The sequence below is a fragment of the Ensifer sp. genome (assembly GCF_031989085.1).
Lineage (GTDB): Bacteria > Pseudomonadota > Alphaproteobacteria > Rhizobiales > Rhizobiaceae > Ensifer.
Map to the genome: position 1 here is coordinate 41677 of NZ_DALZXU010000013.1, position 26301 is coordinate 67977.

At 63.5% G+C, this 26301-nt stretch carries 23 protein-coding genes; 8 read left to right on the forward strand and 15 right to left on the reverse strand.

Features of this window, described 5'->3' with window-relative positions:
- Positions 1-471 carry a homoprotocatechuate degradation operon regulator HpaR gene (hpaR, locus tag RTP54_RS29430; RefSeq protein ID WP_312367522.1) on the forward strand — a complete coding sequence of 157 codons (471 nt, stop codon included), beginning with the start codon at positions 1-3 and terminating at the stop codon, positions 469-471.
- 17 nt (positions 472-488) lie between these two features.
- On the opposite strand, the gene RTP54_RS29435 is transcribed toward hpaR, so the two are convergent.
- From RTP54_RS29435 to RTP54_RS29460, 6 genes are read right to left on the reverse strand one after another with little or no spacing between them, the layout of a single operon-like run.
- Positions 489-1502 carry a phosphotransferase gene (locus tag RTP54_RS29435; protein WP_312367524.1) on the reverse strand — a complete coding sequence of 338 codons (1014 nt, stop codon included), beginning with the start codon at positions 1500-1502 and terminating at the stop codon, positions 489-491.
- Between the two features lie 7 nt (positions 1503-1509).
- Positions 1510-2781: an aspartate aminotransferase family protein gene (locus RTP54_RS29440; protein ID WP_312367525.1), complete on the reverse strand. Its 1272-nt coding sequence runs from the start codon at positions 2779-2781 to the stop codon at positions 1510-1512.
- Position 2782: 1 nt separating this feature from the next.
- Positions 2783-4141, reverse strand: coding sequence for an aspartate aminotransferase family protein (locus tag RTP54_RS29445; RefSeq protein WP_312367527.1), 1359 nt, complete (start codon positions 4139-4141; stop codon positions 2783-2785).
- A gap of 18 nt (positions 4142-4159) precedes the next feature.
- Positions 4160-4807, reverse strand: a complete 648-nt coding sequence (locus RTP54_RS29450; RefSeq protein ID WP_312367528.1) for an HAD-IA family hydrolase — start codon at positions 4805-4807, stop codon at positions 4160-4162.
- Positions 4804-6057: a Tm-1-like ATP-binding domain-containing protein gene (locus RTP54_RS29455; protein ID WP_312367529.1), complete on the reverse strand. Its 1254-nt coding sequence runs from the start codon at positions 6055-6057 to the stop codon at positions 4804-4806. The genes RTP54_RS29450 and RTP54_RS29455 overlap by 4 nt, the downstream gene beginning before the upstream one ends.
- Positions 6057-6839, reverse strand: a complete 783-nt coding sequence (locus tag RTP54_RS29460; RefSeq protein ID WP_112808112.1) for an IclR family transcriptional regulator — start codon at positions 6837-6839, stop codon at positions 6057-6059. The genes RTP54_RS29455 and RTP54_RS29460 overlap by 1 nt, the downstream gene beginning before the upstream one ends.
- Positions 6840-7149: 310 nt before the next feature.
- Here RTP54_RS29460 and RTP54_RS29465 point away from each other — a divergent pair, with 310 nt between their 5' ends.
- Together RTP54_RS29465 and RTP54_RS29470 are read left to right on the forward strand one after the other, a co-directional pair.
- On the forward strand, positions 7150-8601 hold the full coding sequence (locus RTP54_RS29465) for an APC family permease (RefSeq protein ID WP_312367531.1): 1452 nt from the start codon (positions 7150-7152) through the stop codon (positions 8599-8601).
- Between the two features lie 58 nt (positions 8602-8659).
- A complete protein-coding gene (locus RTP54_RS29470; RefSeq protein ID WP_312367533.1) occupies positions 8660-10138 on the forward strand; it encodes an aldehyde dehydrogenase in 1479 nt (492 codons plus the stop codon).
- Between the two features lie 54 nt (positions 10139-10192).
- Here the strand turns inward: RTP54_RS29470 and RTP54_RS29475 are convergent, their stop codons facing one another.
- From RTP54_RS29475 to RTP54_RS29485, 3 genes are all read right to left on the reverse strand, one after another.
- Positions 10193-11452, reverse strand: coding sequence for a sensor domain-containing diguanylate cyclase (locus tag RTP54_RS29475; protein ID WP_312367535.1), 1260 nt, complete (start codon positions 11450-11452; stop codon positions 10193-10195).
- Between the two features lie 182 nt (positions 11453-11634).
- Positions 11635-12147, reverse strand: coding sequence for a flavin reductase (locus tag RTP54_RS29480; RefSeq protein ID WP_112808106.1), 513 nt, complete (start codon positions 12145-12147; stop codon positions 11635-11637).
- Positions 12148-12157: 10 nt separating this feature from the next.
- Entirely contained in the window at positions 12158-13720 is a 1563-nt protein-coding gene (locus RTP54_RS29485; RefSeq protein WP_312367539.1) for a 4-hydroxyphenylacetate 3-hydroxylase N-terminal domain-containing protein, read from the reverse strand.
- Between the two features lie 95 nt (positions 13721-13815).
- Here RTP54_RS29485 and RTP54_RS29490 point away from each other — a divergent pair, with 95 nt between their 5' ends.
- The 3 genes from RTP54_RS29490 to RTP54_RS29500 all read left to right on the forward strand — a co-directional run bounded on the left by RTP54_RS29490 (position 13816) and on the right by RTP54_RS29500 (position 16180).
- Complete coding sequence (locus RTP54_RS29490) at positions 13816-14742, forward strand: helix-turn-helix domain-containing protein (protein ID WP_312367540.1); 927 nt, start codon at positions 13816-13818, stop codon at positions 14740-14742.
- A 360-nt stretch (positions 14743-15102) separates the two neighbouring features.
- Positions 15103-15492, forward strand: a complete 390-nt coding sequence (locus tag RTP54_RS29495; RefSeq protein ID WP_112808100.1) for a hypothetical protein — start codon at positions 15103-15105, stop codon at positions 15490-15492.
- 127 nt (positions 15493-15619) lie between these two features.
- Positions 15620-16180: a type 1 glutamine amidotransferase domain-containing protein gene (locus RTP54_RS29500; protein WP_312367541.1), complete on the forward strand. Its 561-nt coding sequence runs from the start codon at positions 15620-15622 to the stop codon at positions 16178-16180.
- Between the two features lie 102 nt (positions 16181-16282).
- Here the strand turns inward: RTP54_RS29500 and RTP54_RS29505 are convergent, their stop codons facing one another.
- The gene (locus tag RTP54_RS29505) at positions 16283-17290 is read right to left on the reverse strand and encodes an alpha/beta hydrolase (protein ID WP_312367542.1); all 1008 of its coding nucleotides are present in this window, start codon (positions 17288-17290) and stop codon (positions 16283-16285) included.
- Positions 17291-17389: 99 nt separating this feature from the next.
- A complete protein-coding gene (locus RTP54_RS29510; protein WP_312367543.1) occupies positions 17390-18196 on the reverse strand; it encodes an alpha/beta hydrolase in 807 nt (268 codons plus the stop codon).
- A 407-nt stretch (positions 18197-18603) separates the two neighbouring features.
- On the opposite strand from RTP54_RS29510, the gene RTP54_RS29515 reads away from it, so the two are divergent.
- Positions 18604-20094, forward strand: coding sequence for a sensor domain-containing diguanylate cyclase (locus tag RTP54_RS29515; protein ID WP_312367545.1), 1491 nt, complete (start codon positions 18604-18606; stop codon positions 20092-20094).
- Positions 20095-20274: 180 nt separating this feature from the next.
- Positions 20275-21537, forward strand: coding sequence for a serine hydrolase (locus tag RTP54_RS29520; RefSeq protein ID WP_312367596.1), 1263 nt, complete (start codon positions 20275-20277; stop codon positions 21535-21537).
- Positions 21538-21550: 13 nt separating this feature from the next.
- Here RTP54_RS29520 and RTP54_RS29525 read toward each other — a convergent pair whose 3' ends face one another.
- The 4 genes from RTP54_RS29525 to RTP54_RS29540 are packed head-to-tail and all read right to left on the reverse strand — an operon-like array spanning position 21551 to position 26186.
- On the reverse strand, positions 21551-21796 hold the full coding sequence (locus RTP54_RS29525) for a hypothetical protein (protein WP_312367547.1): 246 nt from the start codon (positions 21794-21796) through the stop codon (positions 21551-21553).
- Between the two features lie 10 nt (positions 21797-21806).
- A complete protein-coding gene (locus RTP54_RS29530; protein ID WP_409517231.1) occupies positions 21807-23027 on the reverse strand; it encodes an aminomethyltransferase family protein in 1221 nt (406 codons plus the stop codon).
- Positions 23024-24580 carry an NAD(P)/FAD-dependent oxidoreductase gene (locus RTP54_RS29535; RefSeq protein ID WP_312367548.1) on the reverse strand — a complete coding sequence of 519 codons (1557 nt, stop codon included), beginning with the start codon at positions 24578-24580 and terminating at the stop codon, positions 23024-23026. Before RTP54_RS29535 ends, RTP54_RS29530 begins: the two co-directional genes overlap by 4 nt.
- Complete coding sequence (locus RTP54_RS29540; protein WP_112818287.1) at positions 24567-26186, reverse strand: phytoene desaturase family protein; 1620 nt, start codon at positions 26184-26186, stop codon at positions 24567-24569. Before RTP54_RS29540 ends, RTP54_RS29535 begins: the two co-directional genes overlap by 14 nt.
- Positions 26187-26301 lie beyond the last annotated feature (115 nt).

A 26301-nucleotide genomic window follows, 5' to 3' on the forward strand; every position in this document is an offset into this window, starting at 1 on the left:
ATGAGCCGCGCGAAAACCCCCGTCGAGCTTGGGCCGGACGCCCTTCTTCCCCACAGCACCCGGCGCTCGCTGCCGATTGCGCTTCTGCGCGCGCGTGAAGCGGTGATGGGCCATTTCCGGCCGATGTTGGCGCGCCACGAAATCACCGAGCAACAGTGGCGCGTGATCCGCATCCTCGCCGAATCCGGCAAGGTCGATGCGTCCGAGATGGCCGACAAGGCCTTCATTCTGGCCCCGAGCCTGACGCGCATCATTCGATCGCTCGAGGAGCGCGGACTGATCACCAAGCACAAGGACGCCGATGACGGCCGTCGCGTGCTGCTCGAGATCGCACCCGCCGGCATGCGGGTGATCGCCGATGTCAGCCCGGAAAGCCGAGCCATCTACGATCAGCTCGAGGCGCGCTATGGACGCGAACGCGTCGAGGTTCTGCTCGACATGCTCGACGAGCTTGCGACGCTTGGCGACTGAACGAATGCTTCTGGATGTCATGCGGCGACCGACAACGCTTGCGCCAAGCGCAGGCTTTCGTCTGCGTAGCGTTTGAGGCGCGCCGCGATGCCGGGAAGTTCAGGCCGCGTGGCAAACCAGCCGATATAGGTGAGGCTGCGAAGCGTCATGAAGATAGGCAGCATGGCCAACGTCGCATCCGTCAGCGGCCGCTTGGTCCGATACCCCTCGATCAGTGACCGTTCGATCACCTCGTAGTTCGGCTCGTTGCGGTTCTTCAGAAGCGCCGTCGCGATATCGAACAGCCGGAATCCGAAGCCGGCGTCGTCGAAATCGATGAAGGCCACGCCGCCATCCCGGACCAGTACGTTTTCGCGAACGAGATCGGCATGGATCAGCCCGTAATCGAGCGCCTCTGGCGGCACGGCATAGAGCAGGCGCCGAAGCTGGTGACGCAGGTCACAAAGGGCAAACTTGTGTTCAGGCGCAAGACCGTCGCAGTCCCAGAAACGGCCCCAGACGGGGTTTTCGCCGAGCAGGCCTTCCATGTCCCAGGCGGGTCGCTTGAAATCAGGCGGTGTCGGCCAGCGATCGGCAAGATCGTGCATGTCGGCCATCATCGCGCCGAGCGCCTGAAAGATGGCGACCTGCGCCTCCGGACCGTGGCTGAGCGGCAAACCGCTTTCACCCAGCGGGAGCCCATGCATCCAGCTGACGATATCGGCATGCTGGGCGGCGAAGTCGTCGGTCGGCCGCAACGCTACCAGCAACCGACCGTCCGACGCCGTGATCGCGTGGGGCACGGAAAGACCGCCGTCGCGCAGCGCCGTCATCCATTGCAGTTCCGAGCGCAGCGCCGCCTCATCATGGTAGCCTGGCCGATGCAGCCGGAGCGCGGCCGGTGCACCGTCGGCAAGCGTGATCCGGAAGACGGCATTCTCGCGGTATTTCAGCAGCGTGGGCTTTACGTTTGCAAGGCCCCAATGGCTCATCGCTTCCTTCGCCCGAGCGTCGAGCGCGTCCAGTAGATTTTGCGGCAGAGCTTCGCTCATCTCCCGCTCACAGCCCCGACAGCACGTCGTCGAGGGTCGACAGCATCAGGTCGGCATTCTCCCTCGAAAACGGCATCGGCGGCCGGATCTTCGTCGCATTCTGGTGAATGCCGAGCTTGCCCATCAGGACGCCACGTTCGCGCATGCCGTTGACGACCCTGGTGGCAAGATCGGTGGCCGGGGTCTTTTTCTCCCGGTCGAGAACGAGTTCCGCGCCGAAGAACAGGCCGCTGCCCCTGATATCGCCGATCACATCGTGCTTGTGCCTCAGCCTGTCGAGGCCGGCCTTGGCATATGCGCCGACCTCTCGTGCGTTATCGATCAGGGCCTCGTCGTCGATGACGTCGAGAACCGCCATGGCCGCGGCGCAGGAGACCGGGTTGCCACCGAAGGTGTTGAAGTAGCGGAATGCCTGACGAAACGCATTCAGCGTGTCGCTGCCGGCAACGACGCCACCGATCGGATGGCCGTTGCCCATCGGCTTGCCGAGCGTGACAATGTCGGGGACGATGCCGGCCTTCTGGTGACCCCACATGTGCCCGCCAGTGCGGCCGAAGCCGGGCTGCACTTCGTCGGCAATCACCACGCCGCCGGCCTTGCGCACCGCCGCAACGGTTGCGTCGAGGAAGCCTTCGGGCAGGTCGGGAAAGCCTTCATTGGCGAAGAACGGGTCGATGATCAGGGCGGAGAAGCCGAAAGGGCTTTCCTGCAGATCGGCGATCGCTTTTGCCACCGCAGCGGAGAAGGCGTCGCCGGGCGTACCGCCGAGCGGCCGGTAGCTGTCGGGGGCCGGCACATGGCGCACATGGCCACTGAAACCGCCGACCGGCGGCATCCGGGTGGAAAGCTGCGAAACGGCGGTGGTGTTGCCGTGGTAGGTGTGATCGGTGGCGATCACGCCGGTCTTGCCGGTCACCGCCTGGGCCATGCGCAGGGCAATGTCGTTGGCCTCACTGCCGGTGCAGGTCAGGATCGCCGTATCGAGGCGGCGGTCGAATGTTGCCGTCAGCCGCTCGACATAGTCGAGGATGCCTTCGTGCAGATAGCGCGTGTGGGTGTTGAGCGTCGATGCCTGCCGGGCGATCGCCTCGACCACGCGCGGATGGCAATGGCCGACATGCGGCACATTGTTGTAGCAGTCGAGATAGCGCCGGCCGTCGGCGTCATAAAGCCAGACGCCTTCGCCCCTGACGATGTGGACCGGGTCGCTGTAGAACAGCGACATGTTCCGGCCGAGCAGCCGTTCGCGGCGTGCCTTGAGCGCTGCCGTGTCGCTCATGTCACATGCCTCCGGCAGCGCTCAGGCCGGCATCGAGGGCCGAGAGGATCCGGGTGACATCCGCGGCAGTGATGATCAGCGGCGGCGACAGGATGACGTTCGGCCCGGATGTGCGCACCATCACGCCCGCCTCGTAGGCAGCGTCCTGCACCTTCTGCACCACATCCTTGGCGGCTGGCGACTTCTTCTCGCGGTCCGAAACAAGCTCAAGCGCGCACATCAGCCCCTTGCCGCGCACGTCGCCGACGAGCTCGTGCTTGAGCTGCAAGGCAAGCAGCCCCGTCATCAACTCTTCGCCACGCGCGCCGGCATTGGTGGCGACATCGAGGCGCTTCGTCTCCTTGAGCGTGGCGAGCGCGGCGGCCGCCCCGACCGGATGGCCGGAATAGGTGTAGCCATGGCCGATCGAGCCGGCGGCCGTCCTGTTGCTTTCGAACGCCTCGGCGACCCTGTCGGAGATCATAACGGCCCCGAAGGGGTAGTAGCCGTTGGTGATCGCCTTGGCCGTCGACATCAGGTCCGGCTTGATGCCCCAGAGGCGCGAACCGGTCCATGCGCCGGTGCGGCCGAAGGCGGTGATCACCTCGTCGGCAATCAGGAGGATGCCGTGGCGGTCGCAGATTTCGCGCATCAGCGGCATGAAGGTTTCGTGCGGCACGATCACGCCGCCGGCACCCAGCACCGGCTCCATGATCAGGGCTGCGATGGTGTCGGCGCCCTGAAAGGCGATCTCGTCCTCGAACAGGCGGGCAATGCCGCTCGCGATCTCGGCGCCATCGGTGGTCGCAAACGGATTGCGGTAGGTGTAGGGGGCGGGAAGGTGAAAGACGCCCGGCAGCAGCGGCTCGTAGTTGCGGCGGAAATTGGCGTTGCCGTTGACGGATGCGCCGCCGAAATGCGTGCCGTGATAGCCCTTCTTCAGGCTCACGAATTTCGTGCGCTCCGGCTGGCCATTAAGCTTGTGGTACTGGCGGGCAAGGCGAAGGCAGGTCTCGACCGAATCCGAGCCGCCCGACGTGAAGAACGAACGGCTGAGGCCATCTTCCTTGAACCATTCGGCAAGCTCGTAGGAAAGTTCGATCAGCGGCGAATTGGTGGTGCCGCGGAAGGTCGAATAATAGGGCAGCTCGTCGAGCTGGTCGCGGATCGCCTTCTTCACCGGCTCGCAGGAATAGCCGAGATTTACGTTCCACAAGCCGCCGACCGCATCGAGCACCGTCCTGCCGTGGATATCGACGATCTCCACGCCGTCCCCGGCATTGATGATGCGCGGCGGTGTCGCGTGCATCTCGGCGGGGTGCGCCATCGGGTGCCACAGAAGGCGGGCATTGTTCTCGATGAGAAAGTTGGTTTCGCGCATGTCTTGCTCCTGGTCAGTTCAAATGCCGAGCATCCGAAGGGCTCTGGCGTAGCTGTCTGCGGGTCTGGTGACGTCGAAGTGCACATTGGGCAGGGAGACTGCCTCTGCGCCTTCGATATTCTTCTGCTGATCGTCCACGAAGACGCAGGCTTCGCGCGGCAGGCTGAGTTCGGAAAGCACGCGTTCGTAGGCCCGTGCGTCCGGCTTCAATATCCCGGTGTAGGTGGCATCGACGATGACGTCGAAAAGCTCGATCAGCGGGAAGCGCTTGCGGAATTCGATGCCGTAGAAAAGGTCGAGTTCGTTGGAAAGGATGGCGAGCCGGATGCCCGCGTCCTTCGCCTGCAGGATCGCGTCGCGTGCTTCCGGGCGCAGCACCAGTTCCGGCTCGGCGCCGCGGGCGCGCTGCACGAAGGTCTTCATGTCGCTCCAGTCTTCGCCGACAAGACGTCCGACTTCGCGCGTCCGCTCCGTCCAGTAGTCGCGCTCGGTGATCTCGCGTTGCTGCATCGAGACCCAGAGCGGATCAGTCGCCGGGTCGAACGGTCCGAGCCAGGTGAGGCTGCCCTGCTTCAGGCCGAGCGCCCGCTCGGTAACATCGTGGGTCTCGAACAGCGTGCGGGTGACGACGCCGCCGAAGTCGAGGATGAGGGCGCGGTCGGTCACGGGCGGCCCTCCGGGATCACGCCGCGGGCGATCCAGTCGTCAAAGATGGCGAGCGCCATGGCGGAGAACTCCGGTGCGTTGATATGGCTGTCGATTTCGTGAAGGCGGACGGAAGAGGGCATGGCGCGGCGCATCTCGTCGACGAAGGCATCGAGCGCCTCCGGCTCATGCAGCGGTTCGCCCGGCTGGTCCCATTCCTGGATGCCCCTGAGCGGCAAAATGAAGGCCACTTCCGCGCTGCTGTCGGCGAGCTTGCCGCCGATGACGCGGGCGATCTCACGCCGGCCTTCGGGCGATGTGGTCACCGAACCGAGCAGCCGGTTGTGCGCATGATAGGGCCGGTCGGCAAGGGTTTCGGGCAGCGGTTGCCATGCGGGCAGGTCAACCATGTCGACCGCGCCCGGCGCGACGATCTGCGGAATTCCCGCGCGGCCTGCATTTTCGAGTCGATCAGGCCCCGACGTGACGACGGTGCCGTGATGGTGGTTGCTGACCTCCTGGATGCAGAAATCCAAGACGGCGGTAAAACCGTTTTGCGCGGCGATCGCTTCGAAGGCACGCCCGCCCATGCCGGTCGCGTGAAACACCGCGACGTCATAGCCGCGGCGTTCCAGTTCGGGCTTCAGGTGTTTCATGTATTTGAGGCAGCTCGACCCCAGCGAGGTCATGCCGATCAACGGACGGTCCCTGTCCGGCCTGGTGCCGAAACGTGCCGCACCAACAACAGCGCCGCAGGCCTGCGACAGCACCGAACGGCAGATGCCGTTGAGGCCGTAAAGTCCACCGGCCCAGAGGATCATCATCAGATCGGGCGCGATGCGCTCCGGCGGCAGCAGATGTGAATAGGCGATGGTCGAGACGACGAATTTCGGTACGCCGAGCGGCAGGGATGCTGCGACGTCGAGCGCCAGATCGGTGCCCATCGAGCCCCCGAGAATGATGACGCCATCGGCTTGGCCTGCATCGTGGAGGCTGCGGGTCAGGGCCGCTGCCCCCTTGGCCATCATTTCCATCGCGCTGTTTTCGTCGCCGCTCGCGGCGATCGCGACGATCGAGGTGCCGGCGGCTGCCGCAATATCGTGGCGGGAATATTCCGGCGCATAGGGCGGATCGCCGAGAACGCTGACGTCCATCATCACAGGCAGGCCGCCGGCCTCTCTAATGACGGATGCCATGAACTGAAGTTCATCACATTTGGTGTCTCCCGTTCCCACGACGAGGATATTGGGCAGGCGGTTCATCGCATTCATCAGCCGGCCCTCCTTGCCAGCGGACTTGCCGTCGCCGGTTCCAAACCGAAGAATTTCTCCGAAATGCGTCGAGCGATCGCAGCCGTCGCCGGGCCAAGCTGCTCGATCGTCTCGGCGTTCGCGCGAACCTGCGGAGCTGCGACGGCGATTGCGCCGATCGGCACGCTGTCCGGTGCGCCGATGGGAGCGGCAACGCTGATGACGCCGCTTTCAAGGCCCTGCTGGCTGATCGAATAGCCGCGTCGCGCCGTCTCCGCGATGAGCCTGCGCAGTTCGGTCTTCGAGGTGATCGTGTGCTCGGTGAAGGCTTCCAGAGGCAGGGCCAGCACATCCTCCACCTGTCTTGCCGGGCAGGAGGCAAGGAAGGCGTGGCCGGATGCGGTCGCATGAAACGGCAGCGCGCTGCCGGCATCGACCGTCACCCGGTGCGCGCGCGGCGAGTCTTCCACATAGATGGTCGAAAGCCGACCGGCGACGAATTCCGAGAGATGCACGGTCTCGCCCGATAGGCCGGCGAGTTCCTTCACGAAGGGCATGGCGACGCTGAGATAGGGAAAGCGGGCCTCGCGGATACGCGCGAGCCTTACTGGCGCGCCGCCGATGCGGTAGCGCTTGCTGTCCGGATCCTGTTCGACAAAACCGTGTCTTTCGAGCTCGACAAGGAAGCGCCGCGCCGTCGCCTTGTCGAGCGCGCAATGCCTGGCGATGTCGCTCAAGCCGACTTCCCTGTCCAGCCGCGAGATCGCGTCCAACAGGCCCAGTGCCTTACCGATGGTGCTCATCCAGTCCTCCGTCGCCGAGCGCCGCCGCCAGTGATCCCGATGCCTGTTCCCTTGATTTTCAGGGGGTTGCGCCACCCGTATCGCGTTTTTATCCGGCAGAGATACTTAACATGCGAAATAACTTGACAGGTCGCCGCGGCATTTGCAAGTCTATATTTGAAGCAACGGTTTAAATATTGAACCGAATAGTGTGCGTGACCAAGAACAAAAAGCAACATGGTCGAGAGCAGCTTCACGGGAGGATGCCTTGGAGAGACCGATCTGAGGCGAAGGCAAATAGTGCCAAGAAAAAAGGGGAGCTTAAGACGCTATGGACAATCAATCGTCGCCCGCAACCGGCGCGAACCAGCTGCGCAAGAATGCGCTCGGGGTCGGTGCCGTCACATTTCTCGTGGTATCGGCCGCAGCGCCGCTGACGGCGGTTGCCGGCGGCGTGCCGCTGGCCATGCTGCTCGGCAACGGTGCCGGCATTCCCGGCACGTTTCTGCTGGTTACGCTGATCCTGTTGATGTTCTCGATCGGTTACGTCGCCATGGCGCGGCATATCCGCAATGCTGGCGCCTTCTATGCCTATACCGCGCAAGGGCTGGGTGGGCTGATGGGAGGTGCGGCCGCGATGATCGCGATCCTGGCCTATAACACCATGCAGATCGGCGTCTTCGGCCTGTTCGGGGCGGCGACGGCCGGGCTCTTCGCCGGGCTCGGCCTCGACCTGCCGTGGTGGGTCTGGACCTTCATCGGCATCGCCGTGGTCGGCGTTCTCGGCTATCGTCGCGTCGACCTGTCGGCCAAGGTTCTGACCGTGCTGGTCATCCTCGAATATCTGGTCGTCCTCGTCATCGACGTCGCGATCATCGCCAAGGGCGGAGACAGCGGCCTGACGACGGTATCGTTCACGCCTTCCGCCTTGCTGTCAGGCTCGCCGGCGATCGGTATCCTCTTCTGCTTTGCCGCCTTCATCGGTTTCGAGGCGACGACGATCTACAGCGAGGAGGCCCGCGATCCGCACCGGACCGTGCCGCGCGCGACCTATATCTCCGTGCTGATCATCGGCATCTTCTACATGCTCACCTCCTGGCTGATGGTGAGCGCGGCCGGTGCCGACAAGCTGGTGCCCGAATTGCAGGGGCTTGCCGATCCGACCACCTTCCTCTTTGGCCTCGCCGAGCGCTATGCGGGCGGCTGGCTGCCACCGATCATGAACGTGCTCTTCGTCACAAGTCTGTTTGCCGGCGTGCTCGCATTCCACAACGGCGTCGCCCGATATCTCTATGTCGCCGGCCGCGAGCGGCTGCTTCCGGCATCCGTCGGCGTGACCCATCCGGTCTATCACAGCCCGCATGCCGGCTCGGTTATCCAGACGATCACCGCCGCCATCGTCGTCGCGCTGTTTGCCGCGACAGGGCAGGATCCGGTGCTGGCGCTGTTTTCGTGGCTCACAAACGTCGGCACGCTTGCCGTCATGGTGCTGATGGCCTTTACCGCCTTTGCCATCGTCGCCTTCTTCAACCGCAATCCGGGGCTGGAATCCAATACGCTCGTGACCAAGGTCATTCCGGTGATCACAGGTCTGATCCTGATCGCGGTGATCATCGCGATCACCATCAACTTCGGCGATCTCGCTGGCGCCACCGGGCTGCTCGCAATCTTCCTGCCGGGGCTGGTTCTTATTGCCGGCGTTGTCGGTCTGGCGCTGGCAGCCGCTCTGAAATCGGGCCGTCCGCTGGAGTTTGCCCGGCTTGGCGCTGGCCAGGAGATCTGATCCGATAGGGGCGGCCGAGCAATCGGCCGCTCTTCCGCCTGAAAAATGGAACGGGAACATGCAGGATAAAATCGACCAGTTGCGCGCCACTGTCGTGCCGCCGCAACAACTCTTCATCAGCGGCCACTGGCGCGAGGCGATGTCCGGCGGGACGCTCGAGGTCATCTCGCCAATTAATGGGACCCGACTGACGACCATTGCCGATGCCGGCGCAGACGACGTCGACGCCGCGGTTCGCGCCGCCCGGGCTGCTTTCGAGAAGGGGACGTGGTCGAGGGCTGCACCCGCCGAGCGCAAGAAAGTGCTGCTGCGTGTCGCCGACCTGATCGAGAAGAATGCGCTCGAACTTGCCGTCCTCGGCGTGCGTGACAATGGCACTGAAATCGCGATGGCGCTGAAAGCGGAGCCGGGAAGTGCTGCCGGCACATTCCGCTACTATGCCGAGGCGATCGACAAGGTCTATGGCGAGATCGCGCCCACCGCTGACAACGTGCTCGGCCTCATCCATCGCGAGCCCGTCGGTGTCGTCGCTGCCATCGTGCCCTGGAATTTCCCGCTCATGATCGGCGCCTGGAAGATCGCGCCGGCGCTTGCTGCTGGCAATTCGGTGATCCTGAAGCCGGCGGAGGACGCGTCGCTGACCCTGCTGCGGCTTGCCGCGCTCTGTGCCGAAGCCGGGTTGCCGGAGGGCGTGCTGAACGTCGTGACCGGCAGGGGATCCGTCGCCGGCGAGGCGATCGGGCTGCATGCCGACATCGATGTGCTCGCCTTTACCGGCTCGGGTGGCGTCGGCCGGCGGCTCTTGGACTATTCGGCACGCTCCAACCTCAAGCGCGTCTATCTCGAGCTCGGTGGCAAGTCCCCGAACATCGTCTTTGCCGATGCGCCGGATCTGGACCAGGCGGCAAAGGTCTCCGCCTACGGCATCTTCCGAAATTCCGGCCAGGTCTGCGTCGCCGGTTCGCGGCTTCTGGTCGAGCGATCGATCCACGAGACCTTTGCCGAGAAGGTGGCCACGATCGCGGCAGCGATCAGGGTGGGCGATCCGTTGCTGCTGTCCACGGAGGCCGGCGCCATCTCCAGCAAGATCCAGCTGGAAAAGAATCTCGGTTTCGCTGGGCAGGCGCTGGACGAAGGCGCACGACTGAGGACCGGCGGAAAACGCATCCTCGAAGACACCGGCGGCTTCTACATGCAGCCCACCATCTTCGACGTCGCGCCCGGCATGACGCTTGCGAGAGAAGAGGTCTTCGGGCCGATCCTGTCGATCATCCCCTTCGACGACGAGGCTGATGCGCTTCGGATCGCCAATGGCAGCGAATATGGTCTCGCCTCGGCGGTCTGGACCGCGAACCTGTCGCGGGCGCACCGCATGGTGCGCTCCATCCGGGCCGGTGTCGTGCATGTCAACACCTATGGCGGCGCCGACAACACGGTGCCGCTCGGCGGCGTGAAGCAGTCCGGCAACGGTCACGACAAGTCGCTGCATGCGCTCGACAAGTACACCGACCTCAAGACTGCCTGGATCCAGCTCTGACTGGCACGCAAGCGCCCGACCGTTCGGGCCGGGCGCTTGCGTCGCGAAACGGAGTTATCCGAAGGCGAGTTCGAGGTTTTGCCGATCCCGCGCCACCACATGGCATTTGGTCTCCAGACCCTCGCTGGCGACGACCAGCACGAGATCCGGCGGAATGCCGGCGGAATTGGAAACGGTGACCGCCGCACCGTCTGTGCCAAGCGACCTGACCGTGCATTCGATCCTTGAGTGGCGGTCGTCGTAAAGAATGGTGCCGGCTTTCAGAACGCTCTGTCGGGGGCCGGCCTGAGGATCGACATCAAGGTCGCTCCAATCGGCGCATCGGTTCCGGCCGGCGGCCTTGGCGTAGTACATGGCCGCATCCGCCTGAGCCAGCAAGGTGCCGCTATCCCGGGTGCCGGTCGCAAGCGTCGATATGCCGAAGCTGGCGGTGACCGCAAGCCGACCGAAATCGCCGTGAATTGTCGCCGCAGCGATCGCTGCCCTGAGCTTTTCCGCCGCGGCCAGCGCGCCCTTGGCGTCGACATGCGGTAGCATGATGGCAAACTCCTCGCCGCCAAGCCGCCCGAACAGGTCGCTTGCCCGCAGGTTGGATTGGCACGCGGAGGCGACCGCCTTTAGCACCTCGTCACCGGCGGGGTGCCCATGGGTGTCGTTGATCCGCTTGAAGTGATCGACGTCGAGCACGATGCACGACAGGTCGTGCTGGTGGCGGACAGCAAGCGAAATGAGCTTGTCGGCCTCTTCGCGGAAGGCACGTCGCGTCAGCGTGCCGGTCAATCCGTCAGTCGCAGCCGAGCGGAGCAGTTCGATCCGGTCCATCGCCACCCCTGCCAGTTCGGTCAGGATGTCGAGTTCCCTGTCGGCAAAACCCCTCGCGCTGCGATCGATCGCGCAAACGGTCCCGATCATGTGCCCGTCCCGGGTCCTCAGGGGAACGCCGGCGTAAAACCGAATATGCTCCTGGCCCGTCACGGCCGGATGCTGCGAAAAACGCGCGTCCTTTGTGGCGTCGTGCACAACGACGGGTTTGTCGGCGGCGATCACGTATTGGCAGAACGTGTCTTCGCGCGGCATTTCTTCCGCCGAAAGGCCCGAACAGGCCATATACCATTGCCGATGCGCGTCGATTAGCGAAACGATGCCGATCTCGATTGCGAAGACACTCTTGATGAGCCTCACGACGCGTTCGATGCCATGATCTCTCGGTGTATCGAGGAAGTCGAGTTGCCCGAGGGCGGTCAGACGAACGATCTCCCTGTCGTTCATGTCCTTCATGTCCGTCATCGACCGTCCGGTTGGCTTGACCACCATTCCGCTTTTCCTTTTTCATTCCACGCCAGGCAAATAGACGCGTTTCGGAAAAAAGCAAAAGGCGCCGATCCGGCATGTGCCTGTCGATTGCGACGGCTCTGCGGCAAAGCGGCTTCTGGCTGGGCCATCTCAGACGGTCGTGACCGGCGGCGCGCGACGATCCGGACGATTGCGACGTTTGCCTATCCGCCGAAGCTTCCGAGTTGTGTCGGCACATGCACGTAGTTGCGGTCGAAATAGAGGAGCGCGTTGCCGTCGCTGCGCGCGCGGATGCCGACGACACGACCGATCAGGATGTGGTGGGTGCCGAGCAATCGTGCCTCGGCCAGTTCGCAATCCAGCGAGACGATCGCATCCTTGACGGCGAGACCTCCCGATTGCATCTCCACCCAGTCGGCTGCTGCGTAGCGCTCCGTCATGTCCTTGGTGGCGCCGGCGAAATGCCCGGCAAGCGCGGTGTGGTCGTGGCTGAGCACGTTGACGCAGAAGCGGCGGTTGTCGATGAACAGGCCGCATTGCGTCGAGTTGCGGTTCATGCAGACGAGCAGGCTCGGCGGATCGTCGGTCACCGAGCACATTGCGGTGGCGGTGAACCCGCCGCGCCCGGCGGGTCCATTGGTGGTGACGACGTTGACGGGCGCGCAGACCCGCGCCATCGCGTTGCGGAATTCGGTCTTCGAGACAGCCGTTTCCATGGCGAGCGCCTCACTCGGCCGCATCGCGGATTTGACCCTCGGCCCCAAGCGGCGGCAGCCAGGTGTCGCCGGTCCAGCCATGCTGGTCGTAGTCGGCCATGCAGGTGTCGACGAGCGCTTCCATTTCCTTCAGCCGTCCGCCGCGTTCCGCACCCTTCAGCACCTGCAGGCGCACTTCTTCCGGCGCGCCCGCATAGTTGAGTTCGTAGAGCGCATGGCGCCCGCCGAACTCGGTGCCGGTCGCATCCCACAGCAGCTTCATGATCTTGATGCGCTCGATATGGCCCATGTCGTTGGAGCCGCGCACATATTGCGCGAGATATCGGTCGATCTCGCCATTGCCGAAATCCTTGGCAGACGAAGGCAGATAGATGAGGCCCGAAGCGACGACGCGGCGAATGGTGTCGACCACCCGGGGATAGGCCTCCGACATGAAGGTCCGGTAGGAAAGGGCGGCTTCCAGATTGGGCAGAACGGCGCCGTCCGCCCAGGGGATGGGGTTATAGGCCATGGCATTGGAGAAGCTCCAGAACATGTGCCGCAGCGCGATGACCTCGCCAAGGGCTGCCTGGTTGCCGCGAAAGGCGTCGCCGCCGGTCGCGCGTAGCGCCTTGGCAAGCAGGCCGGCGAGGAAGTCTAGCTTGACCGCAAAGCGGGTGCAGCCCTGGAAACAGTAGCCGTGCATGAAGCCCGAGGCCGGGTGGAACGACAGGATTTTGGCGGCATCGCGCAGCACGAGCACGTCTTCCCAGGGCACGAACACGTTGTCGAGCACCAGGATGGCATCGTTTTCGTCGAAGCGCGACGACAGCGGATAGTCGAAGGGATGGCCGACCGTGTTGGCGGTCTGCTCGTAGGAGACGCGGCAGAACATCTTGATCCCGGGCGCGTTCATCGGGACGATGAACATCACCGACAGCGACGGGTCCTCCGTCACCGTCGCCGAACTCTGGGCGAGAAAATTGTAGTGCGTGAGCGCCGACGAGGTCGCCACCACCTTGGCGCCGGAGACGTAGATGCCGGCGTCCGTCTCCTTGGTGATGTGGACGAATACATCCTTGACCGCATCGGCCGGCTTGTGCCGGTCGATCGGCGGGTTGACGATCGCGTGGTTCATGAACAGCGCCGCCTCCTGGGCGCGTGCGTGCCAGGCGAGCGCATTGTCCTTGAACGGGCCGTACCAGGAGGCATTGGCGCCGAGCGTGTTCATCAGCGCCGCCTTGTAGTCGGCCGTGCGTCCCATCCAGCCATAGGACATGCGCGCCCATTCGGCGATCGCGCCCTGCTGGGCGACGAGATCGGCAGCCGATCGGGCGACACGGAAATACTTGTGCGTATAACCGCCGGAGCCGGTGTCGGTCGGCGCGGTCAGGGCATCCTTCTTTGCCGGTTCATGCAGCGCGTCATAGAGGCGCGCCAGTGAGCGCGCGGAATTGCGCATGGCCGGGTGCGTGGTCACATCGGCGATGCGATCGCCATTGATATAGACCTCGCGACCATCGCGCAGGCTTTCGAGATATTCGGCCCCGGTGAACGGGCGCGCCTTGTCGGCGCGAAAGTCCTCTGCTCTCATGGTTCTCCTCCCAGAATTTCGTCAAGACTAGGCATTGCTTGTCGCGGTCTCCATGGACAGAATGCCAAAATGACTTGTACTTTTTCGGGTGACTGATGGCCGACGTCATTCCAAGCTTCTTTGTCTATGGCGAGCCGGAGCAACCGCTTGAGCCCGGTTTCTTCCATGTCGAAACTGTCATGGCGAGGCGTGGACTTCACCAGGGGCAGGTGAAGGCACACAAGCATGACCAGCTGGCGCAGGTGACCTATTGGTTCCGCGGCCGCGGCACCTATTTCATCGAAGACAAGGTATTGGACTTTTCCGCGCCGGCCGTCAGCTTCGTACCGAGCGGCATCGTGCACGGATTTTCCGTCGAGCCGCTGGAAAGCGATGCCTTCGTGATCTCGATCGCCGACGGTCTGATGTTGTCCATCCGGGAGCGCACGGTGCTTCCGCCCGACGCGCCGATCATGGTGGCCGGCAGCAGCGACGACCGCCAGTGGCAGCGTCTGGCGCAACTGATGGAGATGATCGCGAACGAATACGGGACGGGTGCCTTTGCCACGCAGTCGATGATGGCATCACTCGCATCGGCAATCCTGACCCAGATCGCCCGACTTGCCTCGCTGGCTCCGTCGTCTGCCCACGCCCGAGACAGCATGCTGGCAACGCAGTTGCGACAGATGATCGACGCGCATTTTCGCGAAAACTGGAGCATCGGACGCTACACGGATGCGCTCGCGACAACGCCGCATCTGCTGGCCAAGGCCAGCAACACGGCGTTCGGCATGCAGGTCAAGGAACTGATCAACGAGCGTCGGCTGCTCGAAGCCAAGCGCTTACTGCTCTTCACGGTACGCTCGCTCGAAGACATCGCCTATGAGATCGGTCTGCGCGATGCGGCGTATTTCTCCCGCTTCTTCCGCTTGCGCACCGGCATGGCGCCACGCGACTGGCGTCGGTCGAAGCTGGCGGACGCCGTTGCGCCGCCCGCGACGGGATCGATGCGGGCGGAAAGAAGACGGCCAGATGCGAAATAACGGCTCTCGGGCCTTGAAATGCCGGGGGCACTGCCTATCTAGGGTCTCACTACCCGTATCGATAGCGTCCTGCAGCGGCAATGTCCGCGCGTTTGACGTTGTCCGGGTCCAGAAAGGGCGCTCCCCGTCAGGGTCGAGCGCCTTTTCTATTTCGCTGCCTTCGCCCGAAAAGACGTGTCCTGAGAGGAGCGGCTCTTGCGCACCGGCAATGCTTGCCGGCAGCGGCAATCCGAGGTGCCATACCCTCTCGCCAATCCGAACTGCACTGCGGGGTGAAACGGAAGCGCATTCGGTGTATCGTTGCGACAGGGAGGCCTCAAAATGTCACTGCGCCATCCAAGAAGCAGACGTTCATCCGCCATGCTTTTGCCATCAGCGCAATGGCCGCGCCACGCAGCGACTTCGCAGGCGCGCCGCGCCTGGCTCGATGCGCTCCTCGGCCGGCCGGAGCCCGACGACCGCGCCCGGCGCGACGCGCAAGTGGCGGATGCGGGCGACGGCCAACTTGTCAGCGCCGGGATCTACTTCGACGACGCAACATCGATCAACCGCCAGCCGCGCCCTCACGATTACACCGCGGCAAGAGCGGAGCCGGAATTTGCCGCGACCGCCGACGTCGATGCCACCGGCGGGGCGCTCTGGAACGCGCTGCTTGGCGACGATACCACCCACGGCATGCAGCGCTTCGCCAGGCTGATCGCGCTTTTCATCCTTGTTTGCGGGCTGCTGTTCTGGCTTCTGGCGCCCTGAGCGTGCGCGCCGAACCAGCATAGCATCCAGCGCGCCGTCCTCCCGCCCCGAGCGGGCACCGTCAGGGAACCATTTCATCCGCCGCCTGTTTTTCCCTCGAGTTCACAAACCGGGAAAGGACTTGGCCATGCCCTCCATCGACACAGCCAGAATTCTCATCCTCGCAACCGACGGCTACGAGCGTTCGGAACTGCGGGTGCCGCTGGATGAACTGACAAAACGCGGGGCGAAAGTGACCATCGCGTCGCCGGAAAAGCGGGCCATCAAGAGCTGGGAAAAGGGAGATTGGGGCGATACCGTTGATGTCGATCTGACGGCAAAGGACGTTTTCTCCCGAGATTTCGACGCGCTCGTCCTTCCCGGCGGACAGATTAACCCCGATCTGTTGCGAAAGGACCCGGATGCGATGCGGGTCGTGAGCGATTTCGTGGACTCCGGCCGCGTGGTCGCCGCGATCTGCCATGCCCCATGGCTCCTGATCGAAGCCGATGCGTTGAAGGGGCGCAAAGCGACGTCTTACGCCTCGATCCGCAAGGATGTGGAAAATGCCGGCGCGCAATGGGTTGACGCCAAGGTCGTGTGCGACCACGGCATTATCACCTCGCGCTCGCCCGACGATCTCGAAGCCTTCGTCGCCAAGATTGTCGAGGAGATCGAAGAGGGACGCCACGAACGGCGCGCTGCCTGAGTTGCTATCGAGCCACAGGCATTGGTGGTCCCGCTGCGGTTTCAATGACGAAGACGTGGCCGGCGCCTTTGAAATCGCGCCCGGCCACGTCTTGAGCGCTGGCTACTGCAACGCCTTGGCAAGGAATGGCAGGCTGACATCCATGCGGTAATCGACCGAATTGTGGTTGTCCTCGAACTCCTCGTAGGTGTGTTCGATGCCGAGCGCGGTCAGGGTCCTGTGGATGCGGCGATTGCCGTAGAGCAGATTGTACTGATCGACGGTGCCGCAATCCATGTAGAAGGCCTTGAGCTTGCCGATGTTGCGCCCATGGGTCTTCGCCAGCTCGACTGGATCGCAGGCGATCCAGTTCTTCCATCGGTCCTCGATGAATTCGCAGGTTTCCAGATCGACCGGAAGCCGCAGGCCCTTGAAAACGTCGAGGCTTGGATCCGGATCGTAGCTGGCCGCCTGGGCAAGGACGAGCAGCATGGGGATGTCTTCATCCTTATGCTTCTCCCGCGTCTCATAGGATCGAAACCAGCTTTCGATCGAGAGATCATGTCGGGCAAGGACGCGCAGGACCATGGGAAAGTCGGCCGCCATCAGGTCGAACCCGGCATCGCCCGAATGGCTGGCGGCCGCGGCCCAGACATCCGGTCGCCGGAAGGCGTGGGAGAAGGCGCCATAGCCGCCCGAGCTTTTGCCGAAGACGCCACGCCGGCCTATGCCGCCGCAGCCGAAGCGGGCTTCGACCGCCGGAAGCATCTCGTCGATGAGGAAATCCTCCCAGCGGCCGACGACCGTGCTGTTGACATATTGGTTGCCGCCGAGCGAGGTGAAACAATCGGGAAAGGCAGCCGCGACCGGCGGCATTTCACCTGTCGCAATCAGCCGGTCGAGGCGTTCGGGCACGTTCTCGAAGAACGGTTTCCAGGCAGTGTGCAGGGGGCCGCCGGCGGTAAAGCCGACGAGATCGACGAGCAGCGGCAGGCCGGTGCCGTCATGGCCTGCCGGGATGTAGACGTCGACATCGCGGCGGCTCGGATCGCCAAGCCGATTGCTCCTGAGCACATCGCTGTCGATGCTGAGACGGGTGATCGAGCCCCTTGGGTAATCCGACTTCTGCATATCTGTCCTCCTGATCGCTTCGCGGTTGTATCGCTCGCTGTGGGCGCGGGCCACCAATTTTGTTGTCCGGCGACCTGATCCTGCTATCGGCGGGATCGGTCAGCCGAAGATGCGCTTCAGAAATGCCAGGACTTCGTTGTTGAAGATATCGGGCGCCTGCAGCGGCGCGAAATGGCTAAGACCGGTCAGAACCTGATGCGTCGCGTCGGGCAGCGTGGCGGCGAGATAGGCGATATGGTCCGGCTTGATGAATTCGTCGTGTTCGCCAAGGACGACAGCAACGGGCACGCAGATAGCGGCAAGGTCTGACGCCGAAAGGTTCGGTTGCGTACCCTGCATCACTTCGACCGCCCCGGAGAGCGCCTCGAAATCGCGTGGTGTCGCCGAGAGCCGGGCATAATCCTTCTGGTGCTGTTGCCAGATGCGGCCGATTACAGGTGTAAATTCGAAGGGCTTTGTGCCGGAATTGTCGACATTGCAGGCGAAGAAGAAAAGGCCGGCGACGCGCTCCGGCGTTTCCTGGGCAAGGATCAGGCCGGTATCGGCTCCGTCGCTCCAGCCGACGATCGCGGCATTTTCGATCTGCAGCCGATCCATGACGGCGCGGGTATCGGCAGCCATCAGCTGGTAACTGTATGCGCGACCATCCCGCGTGCTGCGGCCGTGGCCGCGGCTGTCGATTACGATGGCGCGATAGCCGGACGCAACGATCGCCGGCACTTGATAGCCCCAGTTTCCGCTGTTCCCTATGCCGCCATGCAGGAGGAGCACCGGCGGTCCGGAGCCGTGGCTCGCATACCAGATGCGCGCGCCCTGGTTCTCGACGAAACCCTGGTCGTCTGGCCCAGGAAGCGGCGGGATGCCGTGCTTTTCGAGATAGGTCAGATCGACGTCGCGAAAGGCCATGGGCGTTTCCCTTTGCAATGGTGATGAACGCCATCACATAGAGAGCGCCCTGATCGCCGCAAGGGCGCGCCGGCTACGGATCAGGTGACCGGCGCGCTTGCAAAGGCCAGACCTTTTCCAGTTCTTCCGGCGACTTCAGCGGTCCGATCGACGAATGCCTTGAAGTCGACCACACAGGCCTCCTCGCGCCCGGCGGATATGGCCGCACGGACCGTTTCTTCGAGCGTTTCAGGTCGGACGCCACGTCTTCACACCGGCTTGGGATGGGTACTCCTCAATGAACGACCGTCCCCCGATGGTGATCTGCTGTTGAGGATTTACGTATCGTTACTTAAAGAGGGTTAGGTTGCCCGCAGGCGCCGCGCCTTGCATGGACCCCTCTCCCGACCAACTGAGATGGAATAGGTATGACAGGTTCTTCCGACACCAATATTTTCGATCTTGCGCCGATCGCCATGTGGATCGAGGATTTCAGTGGGGTCAAGGCACAGTTCGAGCGCTGGCGGGCAGACGGTATCGTGGATATCCGCGCCTATCTCAAGCAGGATCTGACACGGGTGGCCGCCTGCTCCAGCCAGATCCGTGTCCTTCAGGTCAACCGTCGGACACTGGAACTGTTCGAAGCACGTGATCTCGACCATCTCTCGGCAAATCTGTCGAAGATCTTCCGCGACGACATGCTCGAAAGCCATGTCAACGAGCTTGCGGAACTGTGGGAAGGCAAGACCGAGTTTGTCAGCAGTGCCGTCAATTATACGCTGACGGGGCGCCGGCTCGACATCCAACTGCGCGGTTCCGTTCTGCCGGGATACGAGGATACGCTGGGACGGCTGCTTCTGACCACGGAAGACGTGACCGCGCGCGAGGAAGCGCGGCGAAACGAACGCGCCAACCGACAATATGCCGAGGGGATCTTCGAGCATTCTCCAGTGTCGCTCTGGGTCGAGGATTTCAGCCGTATCAAGCAGCTGATCGAGGACGTGCGTGAACGCGGCATCGTCGATTTCCGCGTCTTCACCGATGTGCATCCGGAGTTCGTGCGCCAATGCATGAGCGAAATTCGCGTCATCGACATCAACCAGGCGACGCTCGACCTGTTCTGCGCGCCCGATCGGAAGACCCTGCTCAAGCATCTCGGCGATATCTTCCGCAACGAGATGGAAAAGCACTTCAAGGAGCAACTGATCGAGCTGTGGAACGGCAATCTCCTGCACCACCGCGAGGTGGTCAACTATGCGCTCGACGGGTCCGAGCGTCACGTCCTGCTGCAGTTCTCCGTTCTTCCGGGGCATGAAGGCGACTGGTCGCTGGTGCAGGTGGCGTTGACCGATATCACCGCGCGCAAGAAGGCCGAAGCCTATCTGGAATATCTCGGCAAGCACGACGTGCTGACCAAGCTGCACAACCGCGCCTTCTACACCGACGAAATGAACCGGCTGGAGCGCAAGTCGCTGCGCCCGGTGTCGGCCATCATCATCGACCTCGACGGCCTGAAAGCGGCCAATGACCAGCTCGGCCATGACGCCGGCGATGCTCTCCTGCGCCGGCTCGGCGAGGTGCTGAACGGCGCGGTGTCGCAGCCCAACCATGCCGCCCGCATCGGCGGCGACGAATTTGCCATCCTGATGCCCGGCGCCGACCGCCAGGCGGTGGCCACCATGGTCGAGACCATCAGCGAATTGTTGAAGATCAACAATCAGTTCTATTCCAACGCGCCGCTCAGCATATCGCTCGGCACCGCAACCAGCGAGGCTGGGGAAACCATGGAAGCGCTGGTCAAGCGGGCAGACGTCAGCATGTACGAGCAGAAGCGGGCGCGTTATGTTTCGCAGGAGAACTGCAGCGTCAATGGCAGCGAGACTGTCGGCGAGCGCGGCAAGGCTGCGTCAGCAGCCTAGGCGCTTCGCGCTGCCGTAAGCGGGACGCAATTGCCGGGCCTGATGGCGGCACGGCAGTCGTGGTCTGTGGGACAGGAGCAATGGCCGATGTGGAATCCAGCCTTTGGTAGCCGTAAAGCGAGTGCGGCTGGCGGCAACGTCGCCCGGGCCCTGACCGTCGCGATCGCGCTTGTCGCTGCCATGCCGTCGATGTCTGAAGCGCAGGAGAAGGCCACGATGTCGGCGGACCAATCCGATCCCAGACGGCTCGGATGGATGGTCGGATCGCCGCCACCGGCAGACAAGATCATCCGTGCGACCGACAGCGATTATTTCGGCTTTCCGAAATTGCGCTGGACCGTCTGCCACTTCCGGCAACTGATGCCGACGGTGGCTGTCAGTCGCGGTCTCGGCGCGCCGGTGCCGTTCGAGCGGCGGATCGATGCGGCGATCGACGCGATCACCTTCACGCCGCTCGGCGGCGGCAAGGACATGACGTTTTCCCAGTCCTTTTCGGCGAACTACGCCGACGGCATCGTCATCCTGCACCAGGGCAGGATCGTCTATGAGCGTTATTCGGGCTGCCTTGACGAAGCGGGGCAGCATGGTGCGATGTCGGTGACCAAGTCGCTGACCGGGCTTCTGGCCGAAATGCTGGTGGCTGAAGGCGCGCTCGACGAGACGGCAAAGGTCGGCGCTCTGGTGCCCGAGCTTGCGAGCAGCGCCTTTGGCGACGCGACGGTCCGGCAGGTCCTCGATATGACGACGGGGCATGCCTACAGCGAGGACTATTCCGACCCGAATGCGGATGTGTGGACCTATTCGGCCGCCGGCAGTCCGCTGCCCAAGCCCGCTGGCTATAGCGGGCCGCGAAGCTATTTCGAGTATCTGCAGACGGTCCGGAAGGAGGGTGAACACGGAGCCGCCTTCGGTTACAAGACCATCAACACCGACGCGCTCGGCTGGGTGATTGCGCGAACGAGCGGAAAATCGGTCGCCGACCTGTTGTCGGAACGGATCTGGAGCCGGATGGGCGCGGAGCAGGACGCCTATTACACAGTGGATTCGATCGGAACCCCTTTTGCCGGCGGCGGGCTGAACGCCGGTCTTCGCGACATGGCGCGGATCGGGCAGTTGATGCTTGACGATGGCGCGATCAACGGCAAGCAGTTGGTCCCCGCCGATGCGATCGCGCGCATTCGCGCAGGCGGCGACAAGGCAGTCTTTGCCAAGGCCGGCTATGCACTGCTGAAGGGCTGGAGCTATCGCGGCATGTGGTGGAACACCGGCAACGCGAACGGCGCCTTCATGGCGCGTGGCGTGCACGGACAGGCGATCTATGTCGATCCGGCCGCCCGCATGGTCATCGCCCGGTTTTCGTCCAATCCGACGGCAAGCAACACGGCCAACGATCCGATCTCGCTGCCGGCCTACGAGGCGGTCGCGCGATACCTGATGCGTTGAACGAGCCGCCGCATCAGGCCCGATCCGCTTCCGTCTCTATCCTCGATATCCACTCGGCTCCGAGGTTGTGGCTCTTGAGCACTGAAACCGGATCCTCGGCGTCCAGCCGCGACAGGATGCGGTAGATCTCCAGCGTCTCGGCATTCATCTCGCCGCGCTGGTAGAAGAACATCGCTGCCGCATAGCGTGTTCGTCCGGACCATTCGATGCCCGGCGGCGTTCGGATCAGGGTCCAATGACGCTTCGTTTCGTCGTCCATGTCCGGGACCCTAGAAGCGCCCCGGCGGAGTCGCCGAACGGCGCTCAAGCTTGACGAACGGCCGTGGCACCACGCGGGCGCGCTTCATGAGCTTCTGGTATTGAAGTTCCCGCATGGCATAGATCTCCACCCAGAGATTGTCGGTGACGCTCGCGCCGAAGGGGCGGGAGAGCGTGGCGATCGCGATGTTGCGCTTGGCGAGCGGCGACCAGATCGCGGCCGTCACCAGCCCCACTTCCTTCTTGCCGCGATGATAGACGATCGCGCCTTCGGCGGGAATGTTGCCCTCGATCTCGAGGCCGACCAGCACATGTTTGAGCGTGCCCTTCGTGCGCGCCTTCAGGATTGCGTCACGACCGTTGAAATAGGGCTTTTGCGGATCGACCAGCCAGTCGAGGCCGATCTCGTCGGGCAGCCGTTCTCGATCGGCACGCAGAGCGGCCTCGGCGGTGATGAAATCCGCGTTGGCAACGATGAAGCCCGCCTCGATGCGGGCGCGGTTGAGTGCGTCATAGCCGATTGCCTTCAGGCCGAAGCCGCCTCCGGCCGCCCAGAGGCGGTCCCAGAGGCTGAGCGCTGCCTTCGCCGGGGCGAAGAGCTCGTACCCGAGATCGCCGGTAAAGCCGGTGCGCGAGATCGTCACGCTGCCGTCCGCATGTGGGAACTCCGCCAGCTGAAACGGCTTCAGGGTCTCGACCCGGGCAAAGCCGGCGGCTTCGAGCACGGCAAAGGCGGTCGGCCCCTGCAAGGCGACCGCGGCAATTTCCGCGGTCTCTTCGCTGATCTCGACCGAGAACCCGTCGGCGCTGTCGAGCAGCCAGGGCAGGTGACGCTCCTGGCAGCAGAGGCGGAAGTCGTCTTCAGCCAGTCGAAAAAGCGTGCCGTCGTCGAGCACATGGCCGTGGTCGTCGCACCAGGCGGTATAATGAACCCGGCCGATGCCGAGTTTGGCGACGTCGCGCACCGTCAGGCGGTTCAGGTAGCGCGCCGCATCGGCGCCGCGAATGCGGTACTTCACCATGGGCGAGATATCGAAGAGGGCCGATGTCGAGCGGATGGCGAAATATTCGAGTTCGGTGTCGAAGATCGAATGCGGCGCCTTGTAGCCGGCCCAGCTGTACCATTCGTTGGTTTCGCTCAGGGCGGCCAACCTTTCGTGAAAGGGCGTTTCGAGCCGCGGCGTCAGGATGTGCCCCTGTTCAGCGCGGTTGAAGGCAGTGAGGTGCATCATGTGCGTTTCTCCGAAAGGATCTGGCGCGCGGCAAGCAGGCCGGGCAGGCCGGAGATGCCGCCACCCGGATGCGAGCCGGCGCTGGCGAGATAAAGGCCCTCAAGCGGCGTCGTGTAGCCGGCCGCTGCGTTGATCGGGCGGTTGACCAGGAGCTGGTCGGCCTGCAGTTCGCCATGGTGCCAGTGGCCGCCCGGCAGGTTGTAGCGTTCTTCGATGTCGGCGGGGGTCAGGAAATGCGTGGCGACGATGCTGGCGCCGATCCCCGGGCAATAGCGTTCGAGCGTTTCGATCACGATCTTCAGAAAAGCCGGCTTGCCCTTCTCCCAGCCGTCCGCAAGGGCATAGGGCGCGAACTCGACGAGTGCTGAAAGCGTGCAGGCGCCGTTTGGTGCAAGCGTGGGGTCGGTCAGGCTTGGAAGCGTTATCTCCATCACCGGATCGGTCGAAAACTGCCCGTATTTCGCCGGATTGAAGGCCTGCTCGACGTGGTCGATCGATCGGGCGATCACCAGTCTGCCGGCAAGATCGGCGCGCGCCACCCCCGGAAAGTCGGGAATACGATCGAGTGCCAGATCGAGCTTGGCGACATTGCCCCTGGTGCGGATGTTGCCGATGGCGCGACGAAAGCCGGTGCCGATCTCGGCGGCATCGGTGAGGGCCATGAACGTTGCCTGCGGATGGATGGCGGAGATGATCGCCGGCGCGGTCAGCGTTTCGCCCGTCGACAGCACGATCCCGGTCGCGCGACCGCGATCGGCGACGATCTTCTCGACGCGCGTGCCGGTGCGGATCGCAACGCCCGCCTTGGTCGCCGCCGCATCGAAGAGAGTGGCGATCGACTGGCCATTGCCCTTCGCCACGACCTGCGCGCCGGTCGCGCCAGCCACTTCGCCGGTCAGGCGATAATAGAGGCCGAGTAGGGAGGTCGGCGACCGCGGCCCGAGGTGAATGCCGAGCGTCGCATCGAAGGCGGCAACGCCCTTCAGTCGGTCGTCGGTCAGATATTCGTCGGCGACATCGGCCACATTCATCAGCAGCATGCGCAGGAAATCGCGGCCTTCTTCGCGCCCCTTGCTGAGGAGATGAAGCCCGGCGGTGGCAAAGGACTTCAGATCGTCAAAGGCGATCTCGCCGACCTCGGGCGGGCGGCGCTTGAGGAAGCGCTTGAAGATGCCCGCCTGGAACAGGAGCTTGGCACGAAGATCGGCAAAACGCGCCGCCTCGTCTCGTGAGACGCCATCGATCGTTTCACCATAGGCGCCGCGCAGCACCGCGTGCACTCCGCTTGGCGAAAGCGCCACAGTCGGGGCGGCCGCGCGCGCCGTGGCGTACTCGATTTCGAGCGCGGACAACACCTCGGAGTCGAGGCGATTGATGACATGGGCAAGGCCGGGGCTGACGAAGCCCGGGTGAAACTCGAAGCTGCGGGCAGCACCGCCGAGCGCGTCGTCCGCTTCGATCACCACCACCTTGCGCCCGGACCGGGCAAGGAGCGTGGCGGCGGTCAGGCCGTTGTGGCCGCCGCCGATGACGATTGCATCAAATGACGTCATGGGCCGAACTCATGTGCGAGGGAGCGTGCCTGAGATCGCGCAGGATCTCGGCGGCGGCGTTGCGGCCAGGTGCGCCCATGACGCCACCGCCGGGGTGGGTCGAGGAGCCGCAGATGTAGAGACCGCGCACCGGGGTGCGATACTGCGCGTAGCCGGGCACCGGCCGGTTGAAAAGCAACTGGTCGAACGTCAGTTCGCCCTGGAAGATGTTGCCTTCGGTCAGGCCGACTTCCTGCTCGATCTCGCGCGGGGTGCGCACCTCCATGTGCAGGATGCGTTCGCGGAAGCCGGGCGAATAGTCCGAAATCTGCTTGATCACGGTCTCGGCGAAGGCGTCGCGGTCGGCATCGGTCCAATCGTTGCCTTCGACCTTGGGCGGACAGTATTGCACGAAGCAGGAGACGAAGTGTTTTCCGGGCGGCGCCATGGTCGGGTCGAGCGTCGTCGGGATCATCATGTCGACGAAGGGATCGGCCGACCAGCGCCCGGCCTTCCAGTCGTCATAACCTTTTTCCATGCGTTCGATCGTGTCGGTGAAGTGCAGGTCGCCGCGTATGCAGGAGGAACCAGATGGCAGGGCCGGAAACTCCGGCAGGCTGTCGAGCGCGATGTTGAGCTTGCCCGAGGAGCCGCGCATCTTGAAGTGGCGGACACGGTGCAGGAAACGCTCCGGCAGCGCGCTTTCGTCGACGAGCTTCAGGAAGGTACGCTTGACGTCGGCATTGGAGACGACAAGCTTGCCGAGGACTTCTTCGCCGTCGGCAAGCACCGCCCCAGTCGCCTTGCCGCGATGGGTCATGATACCGGTGACATCGGCGCCGGTGCGAATAGTGCCGCCGGATGCCTTGAAGGAGGAGGCGAGGGCCGAGGTGACGGCCCCCATGCCGCCGCGGGCATAGCCCCAGGCGCCGACCGATCCGTCGACCTCGCCCATGTAGTGGTGCAAGAGGACATAGGCCGTTCCCGGCGACATTGGACCGAGCGCCGTGCCGATGATGCCCGAGAGCGCCAGGTAGGCCTTCACCACGTCGGTCTCGAAATACTCGTCGAGAAAATCCGAGATAGACATCGTCCAGAAGCGCAAGGTTGCGGCCATCTCGGCGGGGGAGAAGTCACCGAACTTCTTCGCGAGGTAGAGCAGCTCCTGGAGATCGCGCGGCTTGAAGCTGAACGGATCGGGCGCCGTGCGCATCAGCAACGGCTGGATAAAGCGGCATTGCCGTGTCACGTCGCGGGCATAGCGATCATAGGCTTCGGCATCCCGTTTGGAAAAGCGGGCGAACTCGCGGCGATGGGAATCGTGATCGCGGTAGGAGGCGAGGTAGTCGCCATCCCGGGTGAAGACCGCGCCGCCCTCATAGGAGATGACCTGCAGCCCGTGTTTCGGCAGCTCCAGGTCGCGCATGATCTCGGGCCGGAACAGCGAACAGACGTAGGAACAGTTCGAATAGAGAAAGCCCGGGGTCAGCTCGCGGCTGGTGGCGGCGCCGCCGACCCAGGCGTTCTTTTCAAGGACGATGACATCAAGTCCCGCCCGTTGGAGATAGCAGGCCGTTACCAGGCCGTTATGGCCGCCTCCGATCATCACCACGTCGTATTTTTTCATGTGGCTCCCCTTGTCGTTGATAAAAAAATGACATGGAAAGCAGAATGTTGTCCATATATTTTGAATGAGTGTTCAGCAAATATGTTGCAATCCTCTGATAACGCGATAGGATTTC